We start from the raw sequence: 26,017 nt of genomic DNA, 5'->3' as shown, positions 1-26,017 counted from the left end.
CGGTAACCGTCGCGCTGCTGATTCCGTTCCCGTCGCGTTGCAAATGTCCGGCGTCGACGCCGTGGAGGAACGAACGCGTGCGGCTCCGCTTTGTCGCCACGACGCGCGCAAGCGATCTTGGAGCGTGCCGAGGGGGCATGCGGCGAAAGGCGACGGGCTTGAATCAAAGACTGGGAAAGGCCGAGCAAAATCGGCGCCATGGTCCCCAGATCGTCGATCAAGGGGTCTCGTTCAACTTGTGGGCGCCGACGGCGCGATCCGTCGAGCTGCTCGAAATCGGCCAGCCGCCACGGAAGATGCCGCGCGATGCGGACGGCTGGTGTCAGCTGCTCAGCCGGACCGCGCGCGCCGGCACGCGCTATCAGTTCAGGATCGACGAAGATCTCCTCGTCCCTGATCCCGCCTCGTGCTTCCAGCCGGACGACGTCGGCGCGCCGAGCGAGGTGATTGATACGGCCGCGTTGAGGGACTCGGTGCTCTATCCGGGCCGTCCCTGGGCGGAAGCCGTGATCTACGAGCTGCATGTCGGCACGTTCAGCGACGAGGGGACCTATGCCGGCGTCGAGAAGAAGTTGCCCTATCTTCGCGATCTCGGCATCACCGCCATCGAGCTGATGCCGCTCAACGACGTCCCAGGACGGCACAATTGGGGCTATGACGGCGTGCTCCTGAACGCGCCGAATGCCCGCTACGGCCGGCCGGAGGATCTCAAGCGGCTGCTGCGGGCCGCGCATGCGCTCGACATCATGGTCTATCTCGACGTCGTCTATAACCATTTCGGGCCGCAGCTGAACTATCTGCATCTCTATGCGGAGAACTTTTTCAATCCGCGCCACACCACTGGATGGGGCCCCGCCGTCAACCTCGAAGGAGCCGACGGCGCGTTCGTGCGCGGATTTCTGATCGAGAATGCCCTGATGTGGCTGCGCGACTATGGGTTCGACGGATTGCGGTTCGATGCCGTTCATGCGCTGAAGGACGATTCGAAGCGTCATTTCCTGGTCGAGCTCGCCGAGACCCTGCGCAGTCAGCTGGCGGGCCGGCGCGTCCATCTGATGCTGGAGAACGAGGCCAATCAGGCGCACCTGCTCGCGCGGTCACAGGGACGCGCGACGTACTACGACGCGCAATGGGGTGACGATTTCCACAACGCGCTCCACGTCCTGCTCACCGGCGAGGACGAAGGCTATTACCGGGCGTTTGCAGACAAGCCGCTCCAACATCTCGCGCGATCCCTGGCCGAGGGCTTTGCCTATCAGGGCGAGGTCTTTCCGCTGCACCAGGCGCCGCGCGGCGAGCCGAGCGCGCACCTGCCGCCCGAAGCGACCATCTTCTTCGCCCAGAACCACGACCAGGTCGGCAACCGCGCCTTCGGCGAACGGCTGTCCCGGTTGGTCGGGCCGGACAGGCTGGAACTGGCCCTCGCACTGGTTCTGCTCAGCCCGCATATTCCAATGCTGTTCATGGGCGAGGAAGCGGCAGCCGAAACGCCCTTCCTGTTCTTCGCCGACTGGACGGGCGAAGCTGCCGAACTGACACGGGAGGGCCGCCGCAGGGAGTTTTCGCACTTCAAGGCGTTCGCGGCGCCCGAAATGCGCGCCGGGATCCCCGACCCGTGCGACGAAAAAACCTTCCTCGCCTCCAAGCTGGACTGGACCAGCATCGACCAGTCGCCGTCCGGCACAAGGTTCCGGGCGCTGACGGCGCAGCTATTGACGATGCGGCGCGAGAAGATCGTGCCGCTGATCAAACGCGGGTTCGTTTCGGCGCAGCGACAGCTGCTGGGCACCGATCCCCGCATGGGCGGCGTGGATGTACGCTGGCAGACCGAGCAGGGCGACGTGCTGCAGATCGTCGCCAATTTCGCCGACCACGAACTCCCGATGCCGTCGCTGGTCGATGGCGAGAGCCTGTGGCGATTGCGCTCTCATGTCGCCGGAGGAGTTGGGCCCGGCGACATGATGGTGAGGCTTGGACGGAAGCGCTGACGAGAGACGAGGTCAGCGGGCTATCCGCCGGCCCGGCTCGCGACGGCCGGTGTGGGCGAGGTCGCGAACTTGCCGAGCCCGAGGTAGACGAGGCCGGCCACACCGATCCCGAACAGCCAGCTGAGATCGGCGCCGCCGAGCAGATTGATCGAGATCGGTCCCTGCAGCGCGCCGACCAGGCCGTCCTGCACCAGCCATCCGGCAACGAGGCCGGCGAAGAACGCGATCATGCCGGCCCAGTTGATATCGCCATAGGCGCTGGTCTCCGGCGAGCGATAGAGCTCGGCCACCTCGATCTTGCCCTTGCGCTTGATGAAGAAGTCGGCGAGCACCACGCCGGCCCACGGGCTCATCCACAACAGCAGGCTGATCATCCAATTGTCGAACGCCTTCGCAAAGGACGGCGCGAAGATGAAGTAGAGGGTGCCCAGATAGCCGGCGATGCCGACGATGACGGTAAGCCAGAAGCGCGAGAGTTTCAGCCCCGCGCTCAGCGCCGCCAAGGTCGCCGAATAGACGTTGAGGATGTTGGTGGCGATCGGGCCATGCAGCACCATCAAGAGCACGAGGATGCTGACCGGCCCGCCGAACACCGCGCTCACCATCTTGGCGGGATCGGTGTCCAGCGTCGTCGAGGCGATGGTCGCGCCGAGTATGCCGAGCCAGACCGTCGGCACGAACATGCCGACATAGCTGTACCAGAACACGGCTTTCGACGGCGTCGAGCGCGGCACGAAGCGCGAATAGTCGGAGGCCCAGGTGACCCAGGAAATTCCCCAGCCGACGCCGATTGCGGTCATCAGCAGCGTCAGCATCGCAAGATGCGCGCCGGGCGGCAGCGAGGTGGTCAGGCTCCAGTTGACAACGCCGGGCCGCGTCCACGCCAGCACGCTCATCAGCACCATGATGGCAATGGTCGGCGGCACCGTGTATTTCTCGAAGGTGCGGATCGCGTAGAAGCCGTAGACGCCGATCAGCACCTGCACCGCCATCACCAGCGTGATGACGATCATCTCGACCAGCCAGGTGTCGGGCACGCCGAACTGGCCGAGGATGCCCATCGAGACCTTGACCGGGAAGTAGGTGTTGACGCCGATCCAGCCCAGCGTCATCAGGAACATCAGGATGCTCGGCAGGTAGGCGCCGCGGACGCCGAAGGCGGACCGGCTCAGCACCATCTGGTTGACGCCGGTCTTGTGTCCCATCACCGTGAAGGTGGCGAAGATCGCGCAGCCCACGATGTTGCCGACCACGATGACCGCGATCGTCTCCATCAGGCCGAGCTTGAGGATGATGCCGAGCGCACCGAGCGCCCAGTTCACCGGCGCGATGTTGGCGCCGGCCCAGATCCACATCTGCTGCGGCCCGGTCGAGTCCCGGTCCGCGTCGGGAATTGGCTCGATGCTGTGAATATCAGCGCGAAGTTCGGAATCCGTCATGACATCCCCCAATACGAAGCACGCTTCGCATCATCGCAGCATAAATCGTGCCATGGACCAGCGGAGCGGCCGGGCAGGGCGCGTCTGGATGCCGGATGCAATGAGGCTCGCCTCGGATGCGACTGCGTTTTCGAGCGCGGGCCATGCTCACGCACCGGCTTGCCGCGGCACACCGGACCTGCCGCCCGATGGTGGCGATCGATGCACGGCCGGGCAGCGGTACGATGATAAATTGAGCAGCCCAACTCAAAAGCGCAGCACGCCCCTCTAGTCGAATAGGGCAGCGGCGCTGTCGCGACTGGGGTTGCCGGCCACGATGCGCTGCATCATCTCGATGAAGAGCGCCTGTTCCCGCTGGCTCAAATCGCCGAGCGTTGCGCGATGCGCCCGCCGTGCCGCGCCCTCGATTCTGATCAGCAGCGCGGTGCCGGCGGGCGTCAGGCGGCACAATCGCGCGCGCCGATCGTCCTTGTTCACCGCGCGCTCGACCAGGTTCCGCGCGGCGAGCCGCTTCAATGCGCCTGTCGTCGTGGTGCGATCGAGCGCGATATCGGCCGCCAAAGTGGTCTGGTCGGCGGTTTCGCGCACCGCCAGCGCCGAGAGCAGGCTGTATTGCAGCGGGGTGACCTCGAATTCGCCGCAGGCCTCCTGAAACAGCGCAACGTGAATCTGATGCAAGCGCCGGATCAGATAGCCGGGCCGTTCCGACAATGGCCAGGGGCGGTGCTTGCCCCCGCTGCGACTTTTCCTGGCTTGCCGCAATGCACGCTCTCCCAACCCCAGACCTTCCGCGCTTAGCTCGATTCGAACGCGCTCGCCACAATGGATCATGGCACGAAGCTTGCTTTTATCCAAATGCGAAGCATGCTTCGTAATTCGAGAGCGGGGCAACCGCCTGCGCAAGAGCCAAGGAGAGCGCCATGTCCGTCACTGCCAGCTTCGATCTTCTGCTGCGAGGTGGCCGCGTGATCTGTCCGGCCTCCGGCATCGATGGTCTCAAGGACGTCGCCATCCGCAATGGCAAGGTCGCGGCGGTCGCATCCGACATTCTGCCGACCAGCGCGAAGGAGATCGTCGATGTCAGCGGCAAGCTCGTGCTGCCTGGGCTGATCGACACCCACGCCCACGTCTATCAATATGTCTCCGGCCGCTTCGGCATGAACCCCGACATGGTCGGCGTGCAGTCCGGCGTGACGACGCTGGTCGATCAGGGCGGTCCGTCCTGCATGACGCTGCCGGGCTTCCGCCATTTCATCGCGGAAGCCTCGGCCTCGCGGGTCTATGCGTTTATCTCCGCCTATCTCGTCGGCGGCCTCGAGGGACATTTCTATCCGCAGCTCTACAGCCCCGACGGCGTCGACATCGATGCCACCGTCAAGGCGGCGACCGCCAATCTCGATCTCGTGCGCGGCATCAAGGCCCATGCCGAGATCGGCGGCTTCGCGCGCTGGGGCATTCGCGTCATCGAGATGGCAGCCGAGATCGGCAAGCGCGCCGACCTGCCGGTCTATGTGCATTTCGGCCAGCTCTGGGGCCTGCCCGAGAGCGGCGCCAATGGCGAGGATGCCGACACCATCCTCACCCGCGTGATCCCGCTCTTGCGCGAGGGCGACATCCTTGCTCATCCCTTCACGCGCCATCCCGGCGGCTTCGTCAACCGGGAGGGCGAGGTGCACCCGGTGATCCAGGCCGCGCTGGACCGCGGCCTCAAGGTCGATGTCGGCCATGGCAGCCACTTCTCCTATCGGCTTGCGAAGAAGGCGATCGCCGCCGGCATCATTCCGACCACGCTCGGCGCCGACATCCACGGCTACAACACCCATGTGCCCGCGCCGGCGGGAACGCCGGACCAGCACGAGGACGACGAGAACCATCCCTTCGCCGGCCAGGCCAAGTTCAGCCTGGTCCAGGCGATGAGCTCGATGATGGCGCTCGGCCTGTCGCTGGAGCAGGTGGTGCCGATGGTCACCTCCAATCCGGCCAAAATGCTCGGCCGCAGCGGGGAGATCGGCGCGCTCAAGGTCGGCATGGACGCCGACGTCTCCGTGCTCACCGAGCAGAATGGCCGCTTCGTCCTCAAGGACAACGAGAAGAATGAGGTGATCGCCGAGCGCCTGCTGCAGCCGGCCTTCTGCCTGCGCGCCGGCACGCGCTTCGACGCGGTCGCGCCGATCCTGCCGCAGGCCGTCGCGGCATAAGGCCGGGCCGTGAAGGAGGGCGCGCGGGTGCGCAACGAGCGAGAGTTTCCGCACGGAAAGACCGGGCAGGGCGTGGGCGCGCGGCTGCCGCGCAAGGAAGACGACCGCCTGATGCGCGGTCGCGGCCAGTATGTCGGCGACGTCAGGCTCGCCGGCCTTCAGGACGTCGCCTTCGTGCGCAGCCCGCTGGCGCATGCGCGCATCCGCGGCATCCATGTGCCCGAACGCCATCGCGGCAGTGTGTTCACGGCAGCCGATCTCGTCGGCATCAAGCCGATCCGCGCGGTGTCGGGACTTCCGGGCTTCAAGATCTCCGAGCAGCCGGTGCTGGCGACCGGCAAGGTGCGCCAGGTCGGCGAGCTCGTCGCGATGTGCCTCGCGCCGACGCGCGCCGAGGCCGAGGACATCGCGGCTTCCGTGACGCTCGATCTGGAGGAGCTGCCGGCCATCCATGACATGCTGAAGGCGCGCGAGCCCGGCTCGGCGCTGGTGCACGAGCATTGGGGCGACAACGTCTTCCTGGAGACCAACTACGAAGTCGACATCTCCGCCGCGCTCGACGCGCCGATCAAGGTGACGCGCGAGATCTCGACCGCGCGGCAATGCATGTCGCCGCTGGAAGGCCGCGGCGTGGTCGCGACCTTCGACAAGAGGCTCGACCAGCTCACGCTGCACTCGGCGGCACAGATGCCGCACATTACGCGCAGCGGCCTTGCCGAATGCCTCGGCATGGAGGAGGGCCAGATCCGCGTGATCTCGCCCGATGTGGGCGGCGGTTTCGGTCACAAGGGCATTCTGCTGCCCGAAGAGGTCTGCCTGTCCTGGCTGACAATGCGCTGCGGCCATCCGGTGCGCTGGCTGGAAGACCGCCGCGAGCACCTCGTCGCCAGCTCCAATTGCCGCGAGCATCATTACAAGATCACGGTCTATGCTGACAGCGACGGCACGCTGCGCGGTATCGATTGCGAGGCGACCGTGGATTCCGGCGCCTATTCGTCCTATCCGTTCTCGGCCTGTCTCGAAGCCGCGCAGGTCGCGAGCATTTTGCCCGGTCCCTACAAGATGCCGGCTTATCGCTGCCGCACCTTCTCGGTCGCCACCAACAAATGCCCGATTTTGCCGTATCGCGGCGTCGCGCGCACCGGCGTCTGCTTTGCGCTGGAATTGATGCTGGACCTCGTAGCGGCGGAAGCCGGTCTCGAGCCCGGCGAGGTGCGGCTGCGCAATCTGGTGCGCCCCGAGCAGATGCCGTTCGACAATATCACCAGGAAGCATTTCGACAGCGGCGATTATCCGGAAGCGATGCGCCGCGCGCTCGCGGCCATCGAGATCGACGCCATCCGCGCCAGGCAAAAGCAGGGCGAGGCCGACGGCCGCCGCATCGGCGTCGGCGTCTCCATCTATTGCGAGCAGGCCGCGCACGGCACCTCGGTCTATTCCGGCTGGGGCATCCCGATGGTGCCGGGCCACGAGCAGGCCTCGGCCCGGATGACGCCGGACGGCGGCCTCGAACTGCGCGTCGGCGTGCACTCGCACGGGCAGGGCATGGAGACCACGCTCGCCCAGGTCGCGCATGAAATCCTCGGCGTGGATGTCGCGAACATCCGCATCATCCTCGGCGACACCGCGATGACGCCCTATTCGACCGGCACCTGGGGCTCGCGCTCGATGGTGATGGCGGGTGGTGCGGTCGCGACCGCCTGCCGCGAGCTCGGCGAACGTGCGCGCCGCATCGGCGCTAAACTATTGCAGCACGATCCGGCCGCCGTGGTGTTGCAGAACGGCGAGGTGCGCGGCGTCAACGGCAGCGTCAGCCTGAAGGCGATCGCCCACACCTGGTACCGCCGCCCACAGGATTTGCCGGCAGACGTCGATCCCGGCGGGCTGGAGGTGACGCAAGGCTACAAGCCCGTGCGCGACAGCGGCACCTTCAGCTATGCCGCGCATGCCGCCGTCGTCGCGGTTGATCCCGATCTCGGCGAGGTCGAGATCCTCGACTACGTGATCGTCGAGGACGGCGGCGTGCTGGTCAATCCGCTCGTCGTCGACGGCCAGATCTATGGCGGCCTGGCACAGGGCATCGGCACCGCGCTCTACGAGGAAATGCCGTTCGATGCCTCCGGCCAGCCCTTGGCGACGACGCTCGCCGACTACCTGCTGCCCGGCCCGACCGAGGTCCCGGCCGCGCGCCTCGACCACATGGAGACGCCGTCGCCTTACACGCAGTTCGGCGTCAAGGGCATCGGCGAGGGCGGTGCGATTGCGCCGCCGGCCGCGATCGCCAATGCCGTCAACGACGCGCTGCGCCCGCTCGGCGTCGAGCTGATGCAGTCGCCGATCACACCGCATCGGATCGTCGCGGCCGTGCTGGCTGCGCGTGCGGCTGAGAGGAGCGCGGCATGAAACCGGCGCCCTTCGCCTACGAGCGCCCGCGCGACCTTAATGCGGCACTGTCGATGCTCGCCGCAAATAGCGGATCGGCAAAGATTATCGCCGGCGGCCAGTCGCTCGGGCCGATGCTCAATCTGCGGCTGGTGCAGCCGGAGCTCATCATCGACATCTCCGGCCTGGCCGAGCTCAAGCGTGCAGAAGTCTCCGGCGGCGAGTTGGTGCTCGGCGCGCTCGTCACCCATGCCGATATCGAGGACGGCCGCACGGCCGATGTGACCCGCGGCGCGATGCGGGCAGTCGCCGCCAACATCGCCTATCGCGCGGTGCGCAACCGCGGCACGATCGGCGGCTCGCTCAGCCACGCCGATCCTGCCGCGGACTGGATTTCAGCGCTGGCGGCCTTAGGCGCGCGGGTGATGCTGCGCAGCCTTGCCGGTGCGCGATCGATGGCGGTCGAAGCGTTTGTGGTCGGTGCGCTGGAATCCGCGCTGCACGCCGGCGAGATCGTCGAGGCGGTCCATGTGCCGGCGCGCACGGCTTCGTCCCATTGGGGTTATGCCAAAAGCTGCCGCAAGACCGGCGAGTTCGCCCATGCGATCGGCGCGGTGCTGGTCGATCCCGCCGGCGCGACCGCTCGTGTCGTGATCGGTGCGATCGACACGGCGCCGATCGTCATGACCGATGTGGCCGCGCTGTTCGGCGGCCGGATCGCCGCCGACTACAAGCAACGTTTCGATGTCCGTGCCGCCGATGCTCTGCTCGCAAGCGCCGGCATCGACGATGCCGCGCAGCGCCACATCCACGTCAGTGTGCTGAAGCGTGCCGTCCAGGAGGCCGCGGCATGACCACGATCGCGCTTCAGGTCAACCGGCGTGCGGTAGAGGTCTCGGCCGAGCCGCGCACCAGCCTTGCCGATTTCGTCCGCGACAAGCTCGATCTCACCGGCACCCATCTCGGCTGCGAGCATGGGGTCTGCGGCGCCTGCACCGTGCTGCTCGACGGCGTGCCGGCGCGCTCCTGCATCACCTATGCGGCAGCCTGCGACGGCGCTGACGTCACCACCATCGAAGGCCTCGACGAGGACGAGATCACCACCGAACTGCGCGCCGCCTTCACCCGCGAGCATGCGCTGCAATGCGGCTATTGCACGCCGGGCATGCTGGTCTCGGCGCGCGACCTGGTGCTGCGCCTGCCCGATGCCGACGAGCGCCGCATTCGCGTCGGCCTCAGCGGCAATCTCTGCCGCTGCACCGGCTATGTCGGAATCGTGCGCGCGGTGCAGTCCGTGATCGAGGCGAGGCGCGCGCGCAACGTCGCGCCGGTGGAGGATGGCGGCCGAACCGTGCTTGGTCCTGCCGGCTCTGGTCGCGCGGCGACCGCCCGGAACGAGCTGCAGCCTGCGCGCCAGGCTCCGGTTGCGGCATCGGAGAGCGCCGCGACGGTCAGCATCCCCGACTTCACCCCGGCAACCGTGCTCGACCAGCGCTTCACACTGCCGCATCCGCCGGCAAAGGTGTTTGCGATGTTCGACGACATCGCAGCCATCGCCGCCTGCCTGCCCGGCGTGTCGCTGACATCGCCGCCGAGGCCGGAGCGCGTGGAGGGATCGATCCGCGTCAGGCTCGGGCCGATCGCAGCAAGCTTCGAGGGGGCCGCGCGCGTCGAGCGCGATCCCGCAATGCTGTCGGGGCGCATCGTCGGCATCGGCTCCGACCAGCGCAGCCATTCGGCGACGCAAGGTGAGATCCGCTATCGCCTGCTTGCGCGCGAAGACGGCGCGGCGACGGCCGTCGAGCTGTCGATCGGCTACACGCTCACGGGAATGCTGGCGCAGGTCGGCCGCCCCGGCTTGGTGCGCGATCTCGCCCGCCGCCTGGTCGCGGACTTCGCCGCCAATCTCGACCGCCACATGTCCGGCATGCCTTCCGGGCAGGCGGCCGCGGCAGAGCTTAGTGGCTGGTCGATTGTCTCGGATGTTTTGCGAGCCCGGCTCGCACGCATGTTTGGCCGCGCCTTCAACCGAAAAGGTGGCGCGGAATGATCGGCGCGCCGGCGCCGCGGACTGAGCCTGGACTGCCATAACAATCAACAGCGTGGGATTTGGAGAGACAGCATGACACGAACACTCGGACTGGTTCCGGCTATCGCGCTGGCGACGGCCTTGTTCGGCGGCGCCGCGGGGGCGCAGACCATCAAGATCGGCGTCAACGAGCCGCTCACCGGCGCTTTCGCCGCGTCCGGCACTTACGTCGTCAACGGTGCCAGGATCGCCGCCGACGAGATCAACGCCAAGGGCGGCATCCTCGGCAAGAAGATCGAGCTCGTCATCGAGGACAACAAGAGCAACCCGACGGAGGCCGCCGCCGTTGCCGAAAAACTCATCACCAGCGACAAGGTGCCGGTGCTGATGGGTGCCTGGGGCTCGAGCCTGACGCTCGCGGTGATGCCGAAGCTGATGGAATACGAGACGCCGATGGTGGTGGAGACCTCGTCCTCCGGCAAGATCACGACGACGGGCAATCCCTTCATCTTCCGCATCTCGCCGCCGTCGGCGGTGGAGGCGGCCGCGTTCAAGGGCATCGTCGACAAGCTCGCGCTCAAGAAGGTCGACTTCCTCGTCATCAACAACGATTGGGGGCGCGGCACCGCCGAGGACTTCAGCAAGATGATGAAGGACAAGGGCATCACCATTGGCCTTGTCGAGACCATGGATCAGGGCGCGCAGGACATGAGCGCGCAGCTCTCCAAGATCAAGAGCTCGGACTCAGAGACCGTGATCGTCACCACCGCCGTCGACCAGCTGACCCTGATCTTCAAGCAGGCCGCTGCGCTCGGCCTGAAGAAGCGTATCATCACCACCGGCGGCTCGCAGAACCCGGACCAGATCATCGCGCAAGCCGGCGCTGCCGCCAACGGCACCATGCATCTGACGACGTTCCTGCCCTGGTTCCCGGACAAGACGCCGAACCCGGAAGCCACCAACTATTTCATCGCGGAATGGAAGAAGCGCGGCTTCGAGTTCGCCGGCTGCACCGAGAGTTTTCGCGGCTATGACGGCATCCGCACCGTGGCGGCCGCGATCGAGAAGGCCGGCAAGGCCGAGCCCGCCGCGATCAAGGCCGCGCTCTGGAACATCAACATCAAGGGGCTGAACGGCGACATCGTGTTCCGCAAGTCGGGCCCCGAGGGCAAGGAAAGCGGTCAGAGCCAGCCGAACGTCTATCTCATCGAGATCAGCGACGGCAAAGTCGAGATGAAGACGCTCTAGAGCGCGATGAGATTAGGTTCGATGCAGCAACGAGGAGGTGCGCTCCCTCTCCCGCTTGCGGGAGAGGGTAGGGGAGAGGGTGTCTCCGCGGCGGGATTCCCCAAGAGGAAACAGCCTTGAGCGAATTCCTCCAGCATCTGATCAACATGCTCGTGCTCGGCGGCACCTATGCGCTGCTGGGCATCGGGCTGACCTTGATCTTCGGCATCATGAACGTCGTGAACTTCACGCACGGCGTGCTCTACACGTTCGGCGCCTACATCATGTTCATCGTGGTGCAGCAGCTCGGGCTCAACTTCTTTCTGGCGCTCCCCATCGCCGTGCTGGCCGGATGGCTACTGGGTGCGGCGATCGAATTGACCTTGCTGCGTCCGCTGCGCGGCTCCGACATCGACACCACCATGCTGGTGATGATCGGCGCCTGGATCGCGATGCAGTCGGGCACGCTGTGGATCTGGGGCGGGGTCGCCAAATCGGTGACGACACCATTCCCGGAGGCGCCGCTGGTGCTCGGGCCGGTCTCCGTCTCCTGGCTGCGCCTGTTCGTGCTCGCCGCCGCGGCCATGTTGATCCTGGTGACGTATCTGCTCATCAACAAGACCAGCCTCGGCCGCGCGATGCGGGCGACGTTCCAGGATCACGACACAGCCTCGCTGATGGGCGTCAACGTCGACATGATCTACACCTCGACCTTCGCGATCGGCTCGAGCCTCGCCGCCGCCGCGGGCGCACTGCTGGGGCCGGTCTACGTGATCTTTCCGCAGATGGGGGACCTTGCCGCAGTGAAGGCCTTCGCTATCGTCATCCTCGGCGGCCTCGGCAACATCACCGGTGCGGTGATCGGCGGCTTCATCCTGGCGCTGGCCGAAGAGCTCGGCGCCGGCTACGTCTCGTCAGGCTATCGCGATGCCATGGGCTTTCTGATCATCATCGCGGTGCTGATCTTCCGGCCGACCGGCCTGTTCGCACGCGCGGAGCGCGTCGGATGAGGGCGATCGTCACCATTCTCGCCGTCGCGGCGCTGGCCTCGGTGCCGCTCTGGCTGCGCGATCCCTATCTGCTCAACGCGCTGATCACGACCGGCATCTTCGTCATTGGCGCGATGAGCCTCAATCTGCTGCTCGGCTTCACCGGCCAGCTCAGCCTCGGCCACATCGCCTTTTTCGGTATCGGCGCCTATGTCAGCGCGCTGACCTCGCTCGGTTTCGACATCGGCTTGCCCGGAGGCTTTCGGCTGGTTCACACGCCCTGGCCGCCGATCATAGGCTTCGTGCTGGCGATCATCATTGCCGGATTGTGCGGCTATTTCGTCGGCCTGTTGTCGTTCCGCGTCCGCGGCGCCTATTTCGTCATTGTGACGATCTCCTTTGCCGAGGTGGTCCGGCTGGTTGCGCTGAACTGGGTCGAGCTGACGCAGGGCCCGCTGGCGCTGACCAACATTCCCTCCCTTGCATTGCCGCTGCCCGGCTTCGGCGAGCTGACGCTGCGCACGAAATTCCACAACTACTATCTCGTCTTGGTCGTCGCGCTCATCGCCTATCTGCTGATCGCGCGCCTGGTTCATTCCCATTTCGGCCGCTCCATGCGCGGATTGATGGAAAATGAAACGCTCGCCGTCTCCGTCGGCATCGACGTGACCAGGACGCTGACGATTGCGGCGGTGATCTCGGCCGCGATCGCCGGTGCGGCCGGCAGCCTCTATGCGCACTACATCCGGATCATCGATCCCGAAGTGTTTGCCTTCATCAACACCGTCACCATGGTGATCATGGTCATCAGCGGCGGCAAGGGCTCGCTGGCGGGGCCCGTCGTCGGCGGCCTGATCTTCGGTCTTTTGCCGGTTGCGCTGCGGCCTGTGATGGCGCCGGAAGCGCAATGGATCGCCTATGGCGGCGTGCTGATCGCGATCCTGTTCGTGCTGCCGCGCGGCATCGTGCCGTCGCTGGCGCAGCGGTTGACCCGGCGGCGGAGCGGGACGACGGCGCTGGCACCGGTCGCGCTCAGTGAAACCAGCGCCAAGGAGTCGGCCTGATGACGGCGCGCAGCATCGCCATGACCATCGATCAAGTCGCGGTGCGCTTCGGCGGACTGGTCGCGATCTCCGACATGAGCTTTGACGTCGGCGAGGGCGAGATCGTCAGCCTGATCGGGCCGAACGGCGCCGGCAAGACCACCGCCTTCAACGTCATGACCGGCTTCCTGACGCCGAGCGCGGGCCGCGTCACCTATCGCAACACTGCGCTCGCCGGATTGAAGCCGCATGAGATCGCCGATCTAGGCCTGATCCGCACCTTCCAGCGCACCAGCGTATTCCCGAACGACACCGTCTACGACAACCTCCTGATCGGCCTGCACCGGCAGGGTCGGGTTCGGCTGCTCGACGCCATCCTCGGCCTGCCAGGCGCGCGCGCCTCGGAGCGTAAGCTGCGGCAGCGGGCAGGCGAGCTGCTCGAATGGGTCGGGCTCGAACGCCGCGCCCACGATGCAGCTGGCTCGCTGTCCTACGGCGAGCAGCGTCTCGTTGGCGTCGCGCTGGCGCTTGCAGCCGAGCCGTCGATGTTGCTGCTCGACGAACCCGTCTCCGGCATGAACGCCTCGGAAACCCATCGCTTCGTCGAATTGATCCGCAGCATTCGCGACCGCGGCATCACCATCCTGCTGGTCGAGCACGACATGCCGATGGTGATGACGGTCTCGGACCGCATCGTGGTGCTCAACTACGGCCGCATCATCGCCGAAGGGACACCGGAAGTGATCCGCAACGATCCCGCCGTGATCGAAGCCTATCTCGGACATGGAGCGGGGCGTGCTTGAGATCCGCGACATGGTCTCAACCTACGGCGGCGTCACCGCGCTGCGCGGCATCTCGCTCGACGTGAAGGCCGGCCAGCTGGTCGCCCTGATCGGCGCCAACGGCGCCGGCAAGAGCACGACGCTGCGCGCGATTTCCGGCCTGGTGCCGCCGCGCTCGGGCCAGATGAAATTCGAGGGCATCGACATCACCGGCGCGAGGCCGCCGCGCGTGCTGGCGAGCGGCATCGCGCATTGCCCGGAAGGGCGGCGGGTGTTTCCGCATATGAGCGTCGAGGAAAATCTCGACATGGGGGCCTACCTTCGTCGTGGTTCGGGTGAAATCGCGGCCGACCGCGACCGCATCTACACGGAATTCCCGCGGCTCGCCGAGCGGCGCCGGCAGGCGGCGGGCACGCTGTCGGGCGGCGAGCAGCAGATGCTCGCGATCGGGCGCGCGCTGATGTCGCGGCCGCGGCTGATCATGTTCGACGAGCCCTCGCTCGGGCTTGCGCCCAACATCGTCGAGCGAACCTTTGCGATCATCCGCGGCATTCGCGATGCCGGCACCACGGTGCTGCTGGTGGAGCAGAATGCCTTCGCCGCGCTCGAGATGTGCGACCATGCCTATCTGCTCGAGAACGGCCGCATCGTGCTGTCGGGCGCCGGCACCGAGCTGATCGCGAACGAGCATGTTCGCAAGGCCTATCTCGGTGGCTGACGACGCCGGGTGGATTGCCGTCTGCGATCTCGACCGGCTGAAGGCGGAGACGATCGTCCGCGTCCCCGGATGCGACCTGCTCGTGATCTGGAACGAGGGCAACGTCGTCGCCTGCGAACGTGCGTGCCCGCACGAACAGGCCGATCTGGCCTTGGGACAGGTGAGCACGGGGAGGCTGTATTGCCCGCGTCACGCGGCATCGTTCGATTTGCGCGATGGCGCGATCACCGCGGGATGGCCGAGTCCGCCGTTGCGGCTTTATCCGGCGCGGATCATGGGCGAGAAAATCTGGATTGAGCTGCAGGAGTGGCAGCCGGGGCGATGATGACATCATGCCCCTGTTTTGCCCGACGAGTCAAAGCGGTCACGACGGTGTCGATGGGCCTTCGAAAAATGTCCCTTTGCAAACAACGGCATCGCTACTGTGCATGGGGTTGTTTTCGCGAGTTTTAGTCCAGCAGCCGCCGCGCGGCCTCCACCAGGACACCGTCCGGCCGGCGCAGCGCCTCGAGAATGGTGAAATGGTCGGCGCCTTCGACCGCGATCAGCTTGCCCGGCGCTCCCTCCGCCACGCGCTTGTCGAAGAGATTGATTGAATCGCAAACGAGCGCCGGCAGCTCGCTGCTGCCATAGGCGATGTCGAGGCGCTTCCGGGTGACGGGCAGGCGCAGCGGCGACAGCGTGGCGATCTCCTCGTCGGTCAGCTTCAGCGCCTCGTTCAATCCGGTATCGCGGATCGGCGCGAGATCGTAGACGCCCGAGAGCGCCAGCCCCGCATGGACCCGCGGATGGTCCAGCGCCATCGCAGCAAGATGGGCGCCGGCGGACCAGCCCGACAGCACGACCGGTCCGGCAACGCCGTAGGACGCGCCGTGCGCCGCGAGCCAGTCGAGTGCGCGCGGGATCTCGGCGACGATGTCGGTGAGGGACACCTCGGGCGCCAGCGAATAGCCGGGGATCGCAACCGACCAGCCATGCGCGGCGACGCCTTCGACCAGCATGGCGAACAGCTCGCGCGAATTGCGCTGCCAGTAGCCGCCATGCAGGAACACCAGGCAGGGCGCATCAGGCTTGGCGGCCGGGTAGATGTCGATCTTGTTGTTGGCCCGCTCGCCATAGGGCAGGTCGAGATGGGATTTCAGCGTGCTCCGCATCCGGCTTGAGGCCTCGTTGCGCTCGGCGATCAGGGCCGGGCTGTTCTTGACGGCGGCGTTGTTGTCATAGGCCGCGCCGCGCTCCGCCCGGGACAGCTCGGACCAGTGGTCGCGAGGGTCGAGCGGCCGAATTGTCGAATGAGCGTTCTCAACCATGGGAGTCTCCGTTTGCGTCAGGCACTACGCTCGCAAGATCGCTTCGATCTCTTGCGCGGCTGCGAGCAGCGAGCGGTCTTGTCCGCGCGCCGCGATGATCTGAAGGCCGAAGGGAAGCCCGCGCTGATCCGTTCCGCACGGAATCGAGATCGCCGGCAGGCGGGCATGATTGACGAAGGGCGTGAACACCGCGTGGGCCCGCGGGCTTGCGGCTTTTCCACCGATCATGTCCGGGCCGAGCTGCGTCAGCGGCCAGGCGACGCACGGGACGGTCGGTGTCAGCAGCAGGTCGGCCTCAGCGAAGAACGCCGCAAAGGCATTGGCGATCGCGGAGCTCGCGAGCAGCGCTGCAGCGACCTCCGCACCCGACCAGGAGAGACCTCGCTCGATCTGCTTGGCGATGTCAGGGTCGAAGACAGTCGGATCCTTGCGGAAGGTGTCGCCATGGAGCGCCGCGAGGCCGGCATGCTGAAGCGGCATGATGGCGTCCTCCGCGGCGCCTGCCGGCCAGACGGGATCGCGTCGTGTGATGCGCAGACCTGCGGCGGAAAGCCGGTCGACGGCGGCGGCGAGGCCATTCGCGACGACGTCGTCGATCGCGACGTCGAGACCAAGGCGCGGCGAGAATGCGATGCGCTGACCGCCGATGTCTTTGGCCTGCTGCGCCACGACGGCAGAATCCGGATCGCGCGGATCGGTGCCGACCATGGCTTCAAAGGCCAGCGCGATGTCGGTCGCATCGGATGCGATCGGCGCGATGACGGAGAGGCCAAAGAACGGCTCGGCGAAACCTGGCCCATAGGGGATCGCGCCATAGGACGGCTTGAAGCCGGCGACCCCGACATGGGCCGGTGGCCTGCGGCTGGAGCCGCCCGCATCGGTGCCGATCGCGAGCGGCACCAGGCCGGCCGCAACGGCCGCGGCCGGGCCGCCCGACGAGCCGCCCGGCGTCAGTGCGGGATCGAGCGGATGTCGCGTCGGCCCGTATAGCTGTGAGGTGGTGACGCCCTTGCAGGCGAACTCGGATGTCGCGCCGATGCCGACGACGACGGCACCAGCCTTGCGCAGCCGCTCGACCGCGATGGCATCGCGCGGCGCGATGAAGTCGGCGAACAGGCGCGAGCCCTGCGTCACGCGCCAGCCGCCGACCCAGATGTTGTCCTTGACGATGATGGGCACGCCGGCGAGCGGCATGATCTCGCCGGCGCGCAGGCGAGCATCGACCGCTGCGGCATCGACGAGCGTGCGTTCGGGATCGATCGTGACGACCGCGTTCAAGGCCTTGGCCGCCTCGATCCGCGCCAGCGCGTCCTTTGCGGTCTCGACGGCGCTCGTCCGTCCGGCCGCAACATCAGGCGCGATCTCGCGGGCGCTATGTGCTGGCATTGTCATGGCCTCCCCAGATCAACGCCAATGTGCCGCCGAGCGCAAGGCACGCCAGGGCGAAGAACGCCATGCCGAGGCTGGCCACGCCATCCAGGATCGACACCAGGGCCGGCGCCGCAAGGAGGCCCACATAGGATGCGGTCAGCACCGCGCCGGTGGTCTCGCCGATCCGCTCCTGCGGCGCGAGGCGGGCGATCTCGCCGACGAAGACGCCGTTCCAGCCCGACGCCGTCAGGCCGAACAATGCGGCAACGACGAATTGCCCGTTGCGGCCGAGCGAAGCGCCATTGAGGCCCAGCAGCGCGGCGCAGAAGGCCATGCCGAGGCCGATGACGACGAGAACGGCGCGCGAGGCATCGAGGCGCATGGCGACATAGCCCCAGCCGAGCCGGCCGACGAGGCCGCCGGCCTGCGCGCAGGCGAGCGCCATGCCGGCCTCGATATGGCTGAGGCCGAGCTCGCGCGTGCCGAGCGTGACGAAGACCGTGTTGAGCGACACCTGCATCGCACTGAACGGCATCGAGGCCAACGCCAGCATCGCGATCCGCCGGTCCGCAATCACCAGCGCCAGCCGCGCGCGGAGATCGAGCTTCGGCGGCGGGGCGACCTTGCCGGCATAGGCCGGCCGGAACCATTCGAACAGCAAGATCGCCAGCAGCGCCACGGCAGCTACGGCCGCATAGCACCATGCCGGTCCGAACGCGATGGCGATCGCGGGCAGGGCCAGCGAGCCGCAGACCGCGCCGATCTGGTTGCCGGTCTGGCGCACCGAGAACACGAAGGCACGCCGCTCGGCCGTAACGAGCCGGGCCAGCAGCGCAGCGCTCGCCGGCGTCTCGGGTCCCATGGCGAGGCCGATGCAGAGGCCTGCCGCCAGCAGGGCGGCGCTCGTTCCGAGCGAAGCCAGTGCCATGCCGACGGCGATGGCCGCCGCGCACAGGCTCGCGATCCGCAGCGAGCCAAGGCGCGCGATGAAGCCGCCGCCCCAGAACGAGGCGGGGATGCCGACCGCGAACACCGCGCAGGAGAACATCGAGAGCTGCCAGACCTCGATCTGGGCGCGCGGAGCGACCACGCCGGGTGCGAACAAGGCCAGCGCCACGAGGGCCTGAAGCCCGGTCATCGCCCCCAAAGCAGGCAACAGAGCCGGCAGCAGCGCCGGCGCTGGCCGAGCGGCCGTGTTTCCGTCTACCATGGCGGCGTGCTCATGGGAGGAACATTGTGGCAGGCGGTATTTCCATTCACGCGGTCGATGTGGCGAGCGGACGGCCCGCGCAGGGCCTGCGCGTCGAGATCTGGCGGATCGATCCGGAGTCCCAGCGCATTGCCGACGGGCGGCTCGGCGCGAACGGCGTGCTCGATCATGCCGTCGCGCAAGGCGTAGGCGTCGCGGCTGGCGAGTACGAGGTGCTGTTTCATCTTGGCGAGTTCTTTGGCGGGCACGACGGCTTCCTCACCGTGACGCCGTTCCGCTTTCGCATCAAGAACGTTGACGAGCATTTTCATCTGCCGCTGAAATTCACGCGCTGGGGCTATTCGCTGTTCCGCGGCGCCTGATCAGTTGGTCAGGCGACGCGACAGGCCGGTGACGCGCTCCATGAGTGCGACCAGCGCGACGGTGGCGATGATCAGCACGCCCGACAGCGCGGCGATGGTGACATCCAGCTTGCCTTCGAGATCCTGCCACATCCGGATCGGCAGCATGTCGGTGGCGGCATCGCGCAGGAACAGCGACACCGGCACGTTGTCGAAGGACGACATGAAGGCGATGAAGGCGCCCGCGATGATGCCCGGCCGGATCAGCGGCAGCACGATGCGGCGGAACGTGTAGAGGCGGCTCGCGCCGAGCACGGCCGAGCTTTCGAGCAGGGTCGGCTCGAGCTGGGCGAGCGCCGCGACCGTGTTGCGCACGACATAGGGCACGCAGACCACGGTGTGGCCGATCACCAGCGTCAGCGGCGACACCGGCAGGCCGACCAGCGAGAACAGCATCAGGGCGGCGAGGCCGAAGGCGAGGGCGGGGAGCACCAGCGGCGACATGAACAGCGAATCGAGCAGCCGCGCCGACAGTGTCCGCGACCGTGAGATCGCGAGCGCCGCGGCGACGCCGAGGGTGACAGACAGGCCGGTCGCCCACAGCGCCACGATCAGGCTGTTCTTGGCCGCGAAATGCAGCTGCCAGGCATTCCACAGCTCGGCGTACCAGCGCAGCGAATAGCCGGGCGGCGGGAAGCGCAGCGAGAAGCCACTGGTGAAGGAGACGATCAGCACTACCAGCGACGGTGCGATGATGATGAGAAGCGCGATCACCGCGATCACGATCATGACGAGCTCGAAGCTGATCGCCTCGAGCGTGCGCTTGCGACCGCTCATCATGCGCCTCCATAGCCGCGCGACATGCGGCCGAGCGTGGTGAAGACCGAGACGACCGCGAGCACGGCGAGCAGGAAGATGATCGAGATCGCGGATGCGAACGGCCAGTTCTGCAACGTCGAGGCCTGCTGGTAGAGATACATCGGCATGAACAGCATCTGCCCGCCGCCGATCAGCGACTGGGTGATGAAGGCGGTGATCGCGGCGGCATAGGTCAGCGTGCAGCCGGCGATGACGCCCGGCAGCGATAGCGGCAGCACGATCCGGAAGAAGGTGCGCCAGCTTCCGGCGCCGAGCGAGCAGGAGGCATCGTCGAGATTGGGATCGATGCGGCCGAGCGCGGTGATCAGCGGCAGCGTCATCAAGGGCATCTGCACCTGCGCCAGCGCGATCACCACGCCGAACTGGGTGTAGAGCAGTTTCAGCGGGGTATCGATCAGGCCGAGCGATTGCAGCGTCGCATTGATGATGCCCTGCCGCCCCAGGATGACGATCCAGGCGAAGGTGCGGACCACGACGCTGGTCAGAAGCGGCAGCAGCACGATCAGGATGATGACGGTCTGAAGCTTTGGCCCGACCCGCTGATACAGCCAGGCGATGGGAAAGCCGAGGACGAGGCAGACGGCAGTCACCTCCGCGCCCAGCAGCAGCGTCGAGCCGAGCACGCCAAGGCTGAAGGGGTCGGTGAGGAAGTGCAGGTATTGGCCAAGCCCCCAATGGAGCCCGGCCGTGTCGTTGTGCAGCGAGAGCCAGAACAGTTGCAGCAGCGGCGCGACGAAGAAGACCAGGAAGAACAGCGCCAGCGGCGCTGCCAATCCCATTCCGTAGGACGTCACGTCCCGTGATGCCGGCGCTGCGCCCATAGCTCAGATCTTGATCTCGCGGTTGAAGCGTTCGATCCAGGCCGAGCGCTGCTCGTTGATCTTCTTCCAGTCCTGGAACACGAACTTCTTCTTCAGCTCGGCGGTGTCCTTGGCCAGCACACGCGCGATCTCGCCGCCCATCGTCACCTTGGAATTGGTCGGCACGATCAGATAGGGCGGGTTCATCAGCGTGGTCTGCACCTCCGGCGTCAGCGCCGCCTCGATCAGCTTGAAGGCGAGCTCGCGGTTCGGCGAATTCTTGACGATGTGGATCGTGGTCTTGAAGGCGATCGCGCCTTCCTTCGGCGCCACGAACTCGACCGGCACGCCGCGCGCCTTCAGGATCTGGATGGCGTTGAAATTGCCGGGCGAGATGTCGATCTGGCCCTGCTGGAACAAGGTGGCGAGCGCGCCGGGATTGGCGGCGACCGCGGCGAGGTTGGGCTTGAGCTCCTCCAGCGCCTTGAAGCCGGGATCGACATTGGCCTCCGAGCCGCCGCGCATCTTGGCGATCTCGACCAGCCAGCCGGTGCCGAGCGTCGAGTTGAGGTTGGTGATGCCGACGCGGCCCTTGAACTCCGGCTTCCAGAGATCGGCCCAGGAGGTTGGCGGCGTCTTGACCGCTTCCGGATTGTAGGTGAGGCCGACGACCTGGAAGAACGGTGCAGGGCCCATCGGCTCCTGCGCCTCGGCGATCAGATCTTTGTAGTACGCGCTCTTCTCGACCGGATAGGGCTCGACCAGATCCTGGCCGACGGCGACGAGGGCGGGGCCGGGATCGTGCAGCATGACGTCGATCGGCGGATTTGCTTTCGCCGCGTTGACCTTGGCGATCTGGTCGACCGAGAGCATGGGATCGAGCACCATCGCGGCATCCGCATTGGCTTTGCGGAACGCGGGCACCAGCACGGCCTTGTGCGCTTCCTCCCAGCTTCCGGTGAACGTCGCAAACACAAGCGGCCGCGCCTGGGCGAAGCTCAGGCCTGGAAACGCCTTCATGGCCCCGAGTGCGAGCGCCGTGGTCAGCAGGCTTCTGCGGTTCATGATCATGTCAAACTCCCCTCTGGACTGAATCTAATGCGTTCTGGACTGGATCTAAAGCGTTGCGGGAAAGGCATTGGCGAGCGATGGGGCAAGCGGTGCGAGGCGCACTGCCGCGCCGTTCTCCAATGCTCGCGTCTCGCCGATGCGTGCCTGAGAAACCTTGACGCCGGAGCCGTCGGCCGTGGTGACCTCGTGCACGACGGTGGCGCCGAGCGGCAGCGACATGCCGACGACGCCGGCAAAGCCGGTCTCGTCGCCGACGAATTGCAGATGCTCGGGGCGGATGCAGACGGTGACGCGGCCGCCCTCGCTGAGCGCACCGCCCGCGGGACGCGCGATGATCTCCGCGCCGGCATCGAGCCGGACTTTCGCCGCCGTGCGGTCTGCCGAGACCACGACGCCGGGCATGCGGTTGGTGGAGCCGACGAAGGTGTTGACGAACAGCGTCTGCGGACGGTCGTAGACGTCCGATGGCGAGCCGAACTGCTCGAGCTTGCCATGGCTCAGCACGGCGACACGATCGGCCATCGACAGCGCTTCCTCCTGGTCGTGGGTCACGATCAGCGTGGTGATGCCGGAGACGCGCTGCAGCCGCTTGACCTCGATCTGCATGTCCAGGCGCAAATTCTTGTCGAGCGCGGCGAAGGGTTCGTCGAGCAGCAGGATCGACGGCTTGATCGCGAGCGCGCGGGCGAGCGCCACGCGCTGCTGCTGGCCACCGGAGAGCTGCCGCGGCAGCCGCTCGGCCATAGCAGGCAGCTGCACCAGCTCCAGCAGGCGCTGTGCCTCGCGCTGGCGTGTCGCCTTGTCGATGCCGCGGGCGGCGAGGCCATAGGCGACGTTCTCGCTGATCGACAGATGGGGAAACAGCGCGTAGTTCTGGAACACGATGCCGACCGCGCGCTTGTTCGGCGGCAGCGCATCGACGATGTCATCGCCGATGATGATCCTCCCTTGCGTCTGCGCGATGAAGCCCGCGATGATGCGCAGGAGCGTTGTCTTGCCGCAGCCGGACGGGCCCAGCAGGGCGATGATCTCGCCGCCCTTGATGTCGAGATTGATGTTCTCGACCGCAAGCGCGCCACTCGGATACCGGTGGGTGACCGCATCGACGACGAGCGATCGGCCGCTTGGCGCATCAGCCATGGTGTTGCCTCCCGTTGCTCCCAAGGAGAAAGCAAGTCTTGTGCCCGCGTCTGTCGCTTTTCGGCGAGCGCTTTGGCATGGTGGTTCGATGACATCGGACCGATCGATATGCGACCTCACGGCCACCGAGCTTGCACGCACCATTGCGAGCGGCGAAGTGTCCTCGCATGAGGCCGTCGAAGCGCATCTGGCGCGGATTGCGAGCCTCGATCCGCAATTGGCGGCATTCGTGACGGTGGATGCAGACGGCGCCCGCCACGCTGCGCAGATGTGCGATGCGGCCTCTGCGCCGGTCGGCCCGCTGCATGGCGTGCCCATTGGGATCAAGGACCTCACCGACACTGCGGGACTTGCGACGACTTACGGATCGGTGCTGTTCCGCGATCACGTCCCGGCCGAGGATGATCTCGTCGTGGCGCGGCTGCGGCGCGCCGGCGCGATCATTCTGGGCAAGACCAACACGCCGGAGTTCGGCTTCGGCGCGGTCTGCACCAACAGATTGTGCGGACCGACACGCAATCCGTTCGATCCTGCGCTGACCTCCGGCGGATCGTCCGGCGGCTCTGCCGTCGCGGTCGCATCCGGCATGGTGCCGCTGGCGCATGGCACCGATTTCGGCGGCTCGGTGCGCACGCCCGCCAGTTTCTGCGGCGTCGCGTCGATCCGGCCGACGCCCGGCCGTATTGCATCGCCGCGCCGGCCGCTCGGCTGGGACATGCTGGCAACCCACGGCTTCCTTGCCCGCGGTGTCGACGATCTCGAACTCGCGTTGTCGGTCTGCGCCGGAGGCGATGCGGATGATCCGCTCTCGCTCGGCAGCGCCGGTGATGATCCACCCATCGCCGGCCGTCCCCGGATTGCCGTCACGCCCGATTTCGGTGTCGCGCCCGTTGCGCGCGAGGTTCGTGTGCGCTTCGCTGCGGCTTGCGAGTCGCTCGCGCGTGTTGCCGATGTCGTCCCGTCCTCGCCCGATTGCAGCGGCGCCATCGAAGCCTTCCGCACCTTGCGAGCCGCGCACATCGCGAACAGCTATGGCGAGTTGCTGAGGACGCGGCGTTCTGAGCTCACGCCGACGGTGATCTGGAACATCGAGGCCGGCGCAAACCTCTCCGCGCAGGACTACCTCACCGCCGAGCGGCGTCGCGCCGCGATCTATCGCAGCTTTCGCGAGCTGTTCACGGCGGCCGATTTCCTGGTCGCGCCGGCCGCGTCGGTCTTTCCCTGGCCGAATGAGATCAGCGACGTCACCGCCATCGACGGGGCTGCGCTGGAGACGCCAATCGACTATCTCGCCGTCACCTTCATCGTGTCGCTGGTCGGTTTTCCGGTCCTGACTTTGCCGGCGCCGCGCGGGGTGAATGAGCTGCCCTTCGGCATCCAGATCATCGCGCCGCCGCGATGCGAATCCCGCTTGTTTGCCTTCGGCCGCATGCTCGAGAACGAACTGGAGTTTTCGCATCGCCGGCCGCCTCTCTGATCAGCTGTCGCGATGCTCGAGCCGGGCGGCGAGCGCATCGGCAAGGCCCATGGTCGGCTTGGCGGCGGGCCGGCGGAACGTGCCGGCGCTCGCCTTGCGCAGACGCAGCGCATGCAGCGCCTCGGCTTGCTTCACTGACGCCATGACCTGATCGACCACGGGGACGGGGATCCGGTCGGCGACGCGCTCGGCAAGGCCCGAGAGGGGGGCGCCGGCAAAGATCAGCACATCGGCCTCGTCCTCGACGATGGCGCGCCGGGCGAGCTCGACCAGCACGTCCTCTTTCTCGGTGCCGACCTCGGAGATCGCCTGAAACGGCGTATCCAGCATGCGGATGCCGGCGCAGCGCTCCCACAGGCCGTGGGCGCGGACGCATTCCTCGTACCAGGGCCCTAGCGCCTGAGCGAAGGTGACGATGGCAAAGCGGCGTCCAGCCATGCACGCGGTCAGCATCGCCGCCTCCGCCATGCCGACCACGGGAATGTCGAAGGTCTCGCGCGCGGCGAACAGGCCGGGATCTCCGAACGCCGCGATGATCGCGGCGTCGACCTTCCTGTGCTGCTCGGCCAGCATTTCCAGCGCGATGGCGCCACCGATCTGCGCCTCGGTGCGGGTCGCGATATATGGCACGCCGCGGGTCGCGGTGCAGGGGATCAGCTCGGTGCCTTCTGAGGCCGCGCGCTGCCCGACCTCCAGCATCAGCTGCGTCACCTCGGTGCTGGTGTTGGGGTTGAGCAGCAGCAGCTTCATGAACATGCCACCGTCCGCTTGGCCTGAGAGGCGGCGAGGACTTCCAGCAGCGCCGTGCCGGTGCGCGCGACATGCGCGCCGAGCAGGCGGCCGGCCGCTTCGCCGTCGCGCGCTTCGAGGGCGGCGAGGATGTCGGCGTGCTCGTCGACCGAATTGCTCCAGCGCCTGTCGGCGCCGAGCGCGAGATAGCGCGCGCGCTCGGCGCGGGAGATCAGCGTCTCGTGCGCCTCGCGCAGCGGCGTGTTGCGCGCCATGCGGACGATGGTGTTGTGGATCTCGCCGTTGAGTGCGAAATAATCGTCGAGCTTGCCGTTGCGGTGATGACCTTCCATCCGGGTCTGCAGCGTGCGCAGGCGGGCGAGATCGCGCTCGGTGGCGCGCTCCGCGGCAAGCTCGGCGGCGAGCCGCTCGATGCCGGCGAGGGCCTCGAACAATTCCGAGATGCCGTCGACCGCGATATCGGCAATGCGCGGGCTGCGGTTGGGACGCAGCTCGATCAACCCTTCCGCCGCCAGCACCTTCATCGCCTCGCGCAAGGGGGTGCGCGATACGCCGAGCTCCTTCGACAGCTTCGTCTCCTGGGTCTGCGAGCCCGGCGGCAGCTCGCCGCGAATGATCATCGTCCGCATCCGCGCGGCGGCGCGCTCATGCAGTCCCATTCGCTTGAGCTTGGGCGACTTTCGCCCCGGGTTCGGTTCGGATTTCTGCTGCACGAGAGATTTCCTGCTTGCAACTCATCCTAGCCATTCCGAGCCGAAGGCGATGCCCAAATAGGCGACGTATGTGGCTTAAAACAAATGCATATCGAACAAATTGCATGCAGTATGCAAATTGCCGGTTGCGCGCACCACGGGGGATGCCGATGATCGTTTC

General features: G+C 66.7%; 24 protein-coding genes. 13 read left to right on the top strand and 11 right to left on the bottom strand.

Translation table 11 applies throughout. From position 1 onward, the window contains the following. The first annotated feature begins 158 nt into the window (after window positions 1–158). Window positions 159–1,988 (top strand): malto-oligosyltrehalose trehalohydrolase, encoded by a 1,830-nt coding sequence (gene treZ, locus ACNJYD_RS24610; RefSeq protein ID WP_439363587.1) that lies wholly within the window; start codon window positions 159–161, stop codon window positions 1,986–1,988. 20 nt (window positions 1,989–2,008) lie between these two features. Here the strand turns inward: treZ and ACNJYD_RS24605 are convergent, their stop codons facing one another. Both ACNJYD_RS24605 and ACNJYD_RS24600 read right to left on the bottom strand, forming a co-directional pair. Next, on the bottom strand, window positions 2,009–3,427 hold the full coding sequence (locus tag ACNJYD_RS24605) for a cytosine permease (protein WP_439363586.1): 1,419 nt from the start codon (window positions 3,425–3,427) through the stop codon (window positions 2,009–2,011). A gap of 267 nt (window positions 3,428–3,694) precedes the next feature. Then, the gene (locus ACNJYD_RS24600; RefSeq protein ID WP_439367511.1) at window positions 3,695–4,138 is read right to left on the bottom strand and encodes a MarR family winged helix-turn-helix transcriptional regulator; all 444 of its coding nucleotides are present in this window, start codon (window positions 4,136–4,138) and stop codon (window positions 3,695–3,697) included. 209 nt (window positions 4,139–4,347) lie between these two features. On the opposite strand from ACNJYD_RS24600, the gene ACNJYD_RS24595 reads away from it, so the two are divergent. From ACNJYD_RS24595 to ACNJYD_RS24550, 10 genes are all read left to right on the top strand, one after another. Next, window positions 4,348–5,625, top strand: a complete 1,278-nt coding sequence (locus ACNJYD_RS24595) for an amidohydrolase/deacetylase family metallohydrolase (protein ID WP_439363585.1) — start codon at window positions 4,348–4,350, stop codon at window positions 5,623–5,625. Between the two features lie 9 nt (window positions 5,626–5,634). Next, window positions 5,635–8,028 carry a xanthine dehydrogenase family protein molybdopterin-binding subunit gene (locus ACNJYD_RS24590; protein ID WP_439363584.1) on the top strand — a complete coding sequence of 798 codons (2,394 nt, stop codon included), beginning with the start codon at window positions 5,635–5,637 and terminating at the stop codon, window positions 8,026–8,028. Further along, window positions 8,025–8,861: an FAD binding domain-containing protein gene (locus tag ACNJYD_RS24585; protein WP_439363583.1), complete on the top strand. Its 837-nt coding sequence runs from the start codon at window positions 8,025–8,027 to the stop codon at window positions 8,859–8,861. Before ACNJYD_RS24590 ends, ACNJYD_RS24585 begins: the two co-directional genes overlap by 4 nt. Next, the gene (locus ACNJYD_RS24580; protein WP_439363582.1) at window positions 8,858–10,057 is read left to right on the top strand and encodes a xanthine dehydrogenase family Fe-S subunit; all 1,200 of its coding nucleotides are present in this window, start codon (window positions 8,858–8,860) and stop codon (window positions 10,055–10,057) included. The genes ACNJYD_RS24585 and ACNJYD_RS24580 overlap by 4 nt, the downstream gene beginning before the upstream one ends. 72 nt (window positions 10,058–10,129) lie before the next feature. Further along, window positions 10,130–11,284, top strand: coding sequence for an ABC transporter substrate-binding protein (locus ACNJYD_RS24575; protein WP_260383108.1), 1,155 nt, complete (start codon window positions 10,130–10,132; stop codon window positions 11,282–11,284). Window positions 11,285–11,400: 116 nt separating this feature from the next. Then, on the top strand, window positions 11,401–12,273 hold the full coding sequence (locus tag ACNJYD_RS24570) for a branched-chain amino acid ABC transporter permease (protein ID WP_439363581.1): 873 nt from the start codon (window positions 11,401–11,403) through the stop codon (window positions 12,271–12,273). Then, window positions 12,270–13,316: a branched-chain amino acid ABC transporter permease gene (locus ACNJYD_RS24565; RefSeq protein WP_439363580.1), complete on the top strand. Its 1,047-nt coding sequence runs from the start codon at window positions 12,270–12,272 to the stop codon at window positions 13,314–13,316. Before ACNJYD_RS24570 ends, ACNJYD_RS24565 begins: the two co-directional genes overlap by 4 nt. Continuing rightward, on the top strand, window positions 13,316–14,098 hold the full coding sequence (locus ACNJYD_RS24560) for an ABC transporter ATP-binding protein (RefSeq protein ID WP_439363579.1): 783 nt from the start codon (window positions 13,316–13,318) through the stop codon (window positions 14,096–14,098). The genes ACNJYD_RS24565 and ACNJYD_RS24560 overlap by 1 nt, the downstream gene beginning before the upstream one ends. Then, window positions 14,091–14,795, top strand: a complete 705-nt coding sequence (locus ACNJYD_RS24555; protein WP_439363578.1) for an ABC transporter ATP-binding protein — start codon at window positions 14,091–14,093, stop codon at window positions 14,793–14,795. Before ACNJYD_RS24560 ends, ACNJYD_RS24555 begins: the two co-directional genes overlap by 8 nt. Continuing rightward, window positions 14,788–15,120, top strand: a complete 333-nt coding sequence (locus ACNJYD_RS24550) for a Rieske (2Fe-2S) protein (protein WP_439363577.1) — start codon at window positions 14,788–14,790, stop codon at window positions 15,118–15,120. Before ACNJYD_RS24555 ends, ACNJYD_RS24550 begins: the two co-directional genes overlap by 8 nt. 124 nt (window positions 15,121–15,244) lie before the next feature. Here the strand turns inward: ACNJYD_RS24550 and ACNJYD_RS24545 are convergent, their stop codons facing one another. Genes ACNJYD_RS24545 through ACNJYD_RS24535 form a run of 3 tightly spaced genes read right to left on the bottom strand, consistent with a single transcriptional unit; the run spans window position 15,245 to window position 18,686 of the window. Next, entirely contained in the window at window positions 15,245–16,105 is an 861-nt protein-coding gene (locus ACNJYD_RS24545) for an alpha/beta fold hydrolase (RefSeq protein ID WP_439363576.1), read from the bottom strand. A 24-nt stretch (window positions 16,106–16,129) separates the two neighbouring features. Continuing rightward, the gene (locus tag ACNJYD_RS24540; RefSeq protein ID WP_439363575.1) at window positions 16,130–17,497 is read right to left on the bottom strand and encodes an amidase; all 1,368 of its coding nucleotides are present in this window, start codon (window positions 17,495–17,497) and stop codon (window positions 16,130–16,132) included. Further along, window positions 17,478–18,686 carry an MFS transporter gene (locus tag ACNJYD_RS24535; protein WP_439363574.1) on the bottom strand — a complete coding sequence of 403 codons (1,209 nt, stop codon included), beginning with the start codon at window positions 18,684–18,686 and terminating at the stop codon, window positions 17,478–17,480. Before ACNJYD_RS24535 ends, ACNJYD_RS24540 begins: the two co-directional genes overlap by 20 nt. Window positions 18,687–18,712: 26 nt before the next feature. On the opposite strand from ACNJYD_RS24535, the gene ACNJYD_RS24530 reads away from it, so the two are divergent. Further along, window positions 18,713–19,048: a hydroxyisourate hydrolase gene (locus ACNJYD_RS24530; protein WP_439363573.1), complete on the top strand. Its 336-nt coding sequence runs from the start codon at window positions 18,713–18,715 to the stop codon at window positions 19,046–19,048. On the opposite strand, the gene ACNJYD_RS24525 is transcribed toward ACNJYD_RS24530, so the two are convergent. The 4 genes from ACNJYD_RS24525 to ACNJYD_RS24510 are packed head-to-tail and all read right to left on the bottom strand — an operon-like array spanning window position 19,049 to window position 22,917. Beyond that, complete coding sequence (locus ACNJYD_RS24525; RefSeq protein WP_212256647.1) at window positions 19,049–19,864, bottom strand: ABC transporter permease; 816 nt, start codon at window positions 19,862–19,864, stop codon at window positions 19,049–19,051. It lies immediately after the preceding gene. Next, window positions 19,864–20,727 carry an ABC transporter permease gene (locus ACNJYD_RS24520; RefSeq protein ID WP_439363572.1) on the bottom strand — a complete coding sequence of 288 codons (864 nt, stop codon included), beginning with the start codon at window positions 20,725–20,727 and terminating at the stop codon, window positions 19,864–19,866. The genes ACNJYD_RS24525 and ACNJYD_RS24520 overlap by 1 nt, the downstream gene beginning before the upstream one ends. A 3-nt stretch (window positions 20,728–20,730) precedes the next feature. Continuing rightward, the gene (locus ACNJYD_RS24515; RefSeq protein WP_439363571.1) at window positions 20,731–21,777 is read right to left on the bottom strand and encodes an ABC transporter substrate-binding protein; all 1,047 of its coding nucleotides are present in this window, start codon (window positions 21,775–21,777) and stop codon (window positions 20,731–20,733) included. 45 nt (window positions 21,778–21,822) lie between these two features. Further along, on the bottom strand, window positions 21,823–22,917 hold the full coding sequence (locus ACNJYD_RS24510) for an ABC transporter ATP-binding protein (protein ID WP_172784487.1): 1,095 nt from the start codon (window positions 22,915–22,917) through the stop codon (window positions 21,823–21,825). Window positions 22,918–23,005: 88 nt separating this feature from the next. Here ACNJYD_RS24510 and ACNJYD_RS24505 point away from each other — a divergent pair, with 88 nt between their 5' ends. Further along, window positions 23,006–24,394 (top strand): amidase, encoded by a 1,389-nt coding sequence (locus tag ACNJYD_RS24505; RefSeq protein WP_439363570.1) that lies wholly within the window; start codon window positions 23,006–23,008, stop codon window positions 24,392–24,394. On the opposite strand, the gene ACNJYD_RS24500 is transcribed toward ACNJYD_RS24505, so the two are convergent. Then, the gene (locus tag ACNJYD_RS24500; protein WP_439367510.1) at window positions 24,395–25,144 is read right to left on the bottom strand and encodes an aspartate/glutamate racemase family protein; all 750 of its coding nucleotides are present in this window, start codon (window positions 25,142–25,144) and stop codon (window positions 24,395–24,397) included. Continuing rightward, on the bottom strand, window positions 25,141–25,857 hold the full coding sequence (locus ACNJYD_RS24495) for a GntR family transcriptional regulator (protein ID WP_439363569.1): 717 nt from the start codon (window positions 25,855–25,857) through the stop codon (window positions 25,141–25,143). Before ACNJYD_RS24495 ends, ACNJYD_RS24500 begins: the two co-directional genes overlap by 4 nt. Between the last annotated feature and the right edge of the window lie 160 nt (window positions 25,858–26,017).

The sequence above is a fragment of the Bradyrhizobium sp. SPXBL-02 genome (assembly GCF_051853065.1).
Taxonomy (GTDB): Bacteria; Pseudomonadota; Alphaproteobacteria; order Rhizobiales; family Xanthobacteraceae; genus Bradyrhizobium.
Note: the sequence above shows the minus strand (reverse complement) of the source record. Positions and strands in the feature narration are given on the sequence as shown.

What these genes read in the sequence shown, in the direction of transcription:
- ACNJYD_RS24605 (WP_439363586.1), bottom strand. Translation starts at nt 3,427, where the DNA reads ATGACGGATTCCGAACTTCGCGCTGATATTCACAGCATCGAGCCAATT.
- ACNJYD_RS24595 (WP_439363585.1), top strand. Translation starts at nt 4,348, where the DNA reads ATGTCCGTCACTGCCAGCTTCGATCTTCTGCTGCGAGGTGGCCGCGTG.
- ACNJYD_RS24585 (WP_439363583.1), top strand. Translation starts at nt 8,025, where the DNA reads ATGAAACCGGCGCCCTTCGCCTACGAGCGCCCGCGCGACCTTAATGCG.
- ACNJYD_RS24580 (WP_439363582.1), top strand. Translation starts at nt 8,858, where the DNA reads ATGACCACGATCGCGCTTCAGGTCAACCGGCGTGCGGTAGAGGTCTCG.
- ACNJYD_RS24575 (WP_260383108.1), top strand. Translation starts at nt 10,130, where the DNA reads ATGACACGAACACTCGGACTGGTTCCGGCTATCGCGCTGGCGACGGCC.
- ACNJYD_RS24565 (WP_439363580.1), top strand. Translation starts at nt 12,270, where the DNA reads ATGAGGGCGATCGTCACCATTCTCGCCGTCGCGGCGCTGGCCTCGGTG.
- ACNJYD_RS24560 (WP_439363579.1), top strand. Translation starts at nt 13,316, where the DNA reads ATGACGGCGCGCAGCATCGCCATGACCATCGATCAAGTCGCGGTGCGC.
- ACNJYD_RS24545 (WP_439363576.1), bottom strand. Translation starts at nt 16,105, where the DNA reads ATGGTTGAGAACGCTCATTCGACAATTCGGCCGCTCGACCCTCGCGAC.
- ACNJYD_RS24540 (WP_439363575.1), bottom strand. Translation starts at nt 17,497, where the DNA reads ATGACAATGCCAGCACATAGCGCCCGCGAGATCGCGCCTGATGTTGCG.
- ACNJYD_RS24535 (WP_439363574.1), bottom strand. Translation starts at nt 18,686, where the DNA reads ATGGTAGACGGAAACACGGCCGCTCGGCCAGCGCCGGCGCTGCTGCCG.
- ACNJYD_RS24525 (WP_212256647.1), bottom strand. Translation starts at nt 19,864, where the DNA reads ATGAGCGGTCGCAAGCGCACGCTCGAGGCGATCAGCTTCGAGCTCGTC.
- ACNJYD_RS24520 (WP_439363572.1), bottom strand. Translation starts at nt 20,727, where the DNA reads ATGGGCGCAGCGCCGGCATCACGGGACGTGACGTCCTACGGAATGGGA.
- ACNJYD_RS24515 (WP_439363571.1), bottom strand. Translation starts at nt 21,777, where the DNA reads ATGATCATGAACCGCAGAAGCCTGCTGACCACGGCGCTCGCACTCGGG.
- ACNJYD_RS24510 (WP_172784487.1), bottom strand. Translation starts at nt 22,917, where the DNA reads ATGGCTGATGCGCCAAGCGGCCGATCGCTCGTCGTCGATGCGGTCACC.
- ACNJYD_RS24505 (WP_439363570.1), top strand. Translation starts at nt 23,006, where the DNA reads ATGACATCGGACCGATCGATATGCGACCTCACGGCCACCGAGCTTGCA.
- ACNJYD_RS24500 (WP_439367510.1), bottom strand. Translation starts at nt 25,144, where the DNA reads ATGAAGCTGCTGCTGCTCAACCCCAACACCAGCACCGAGGTGACGCAG.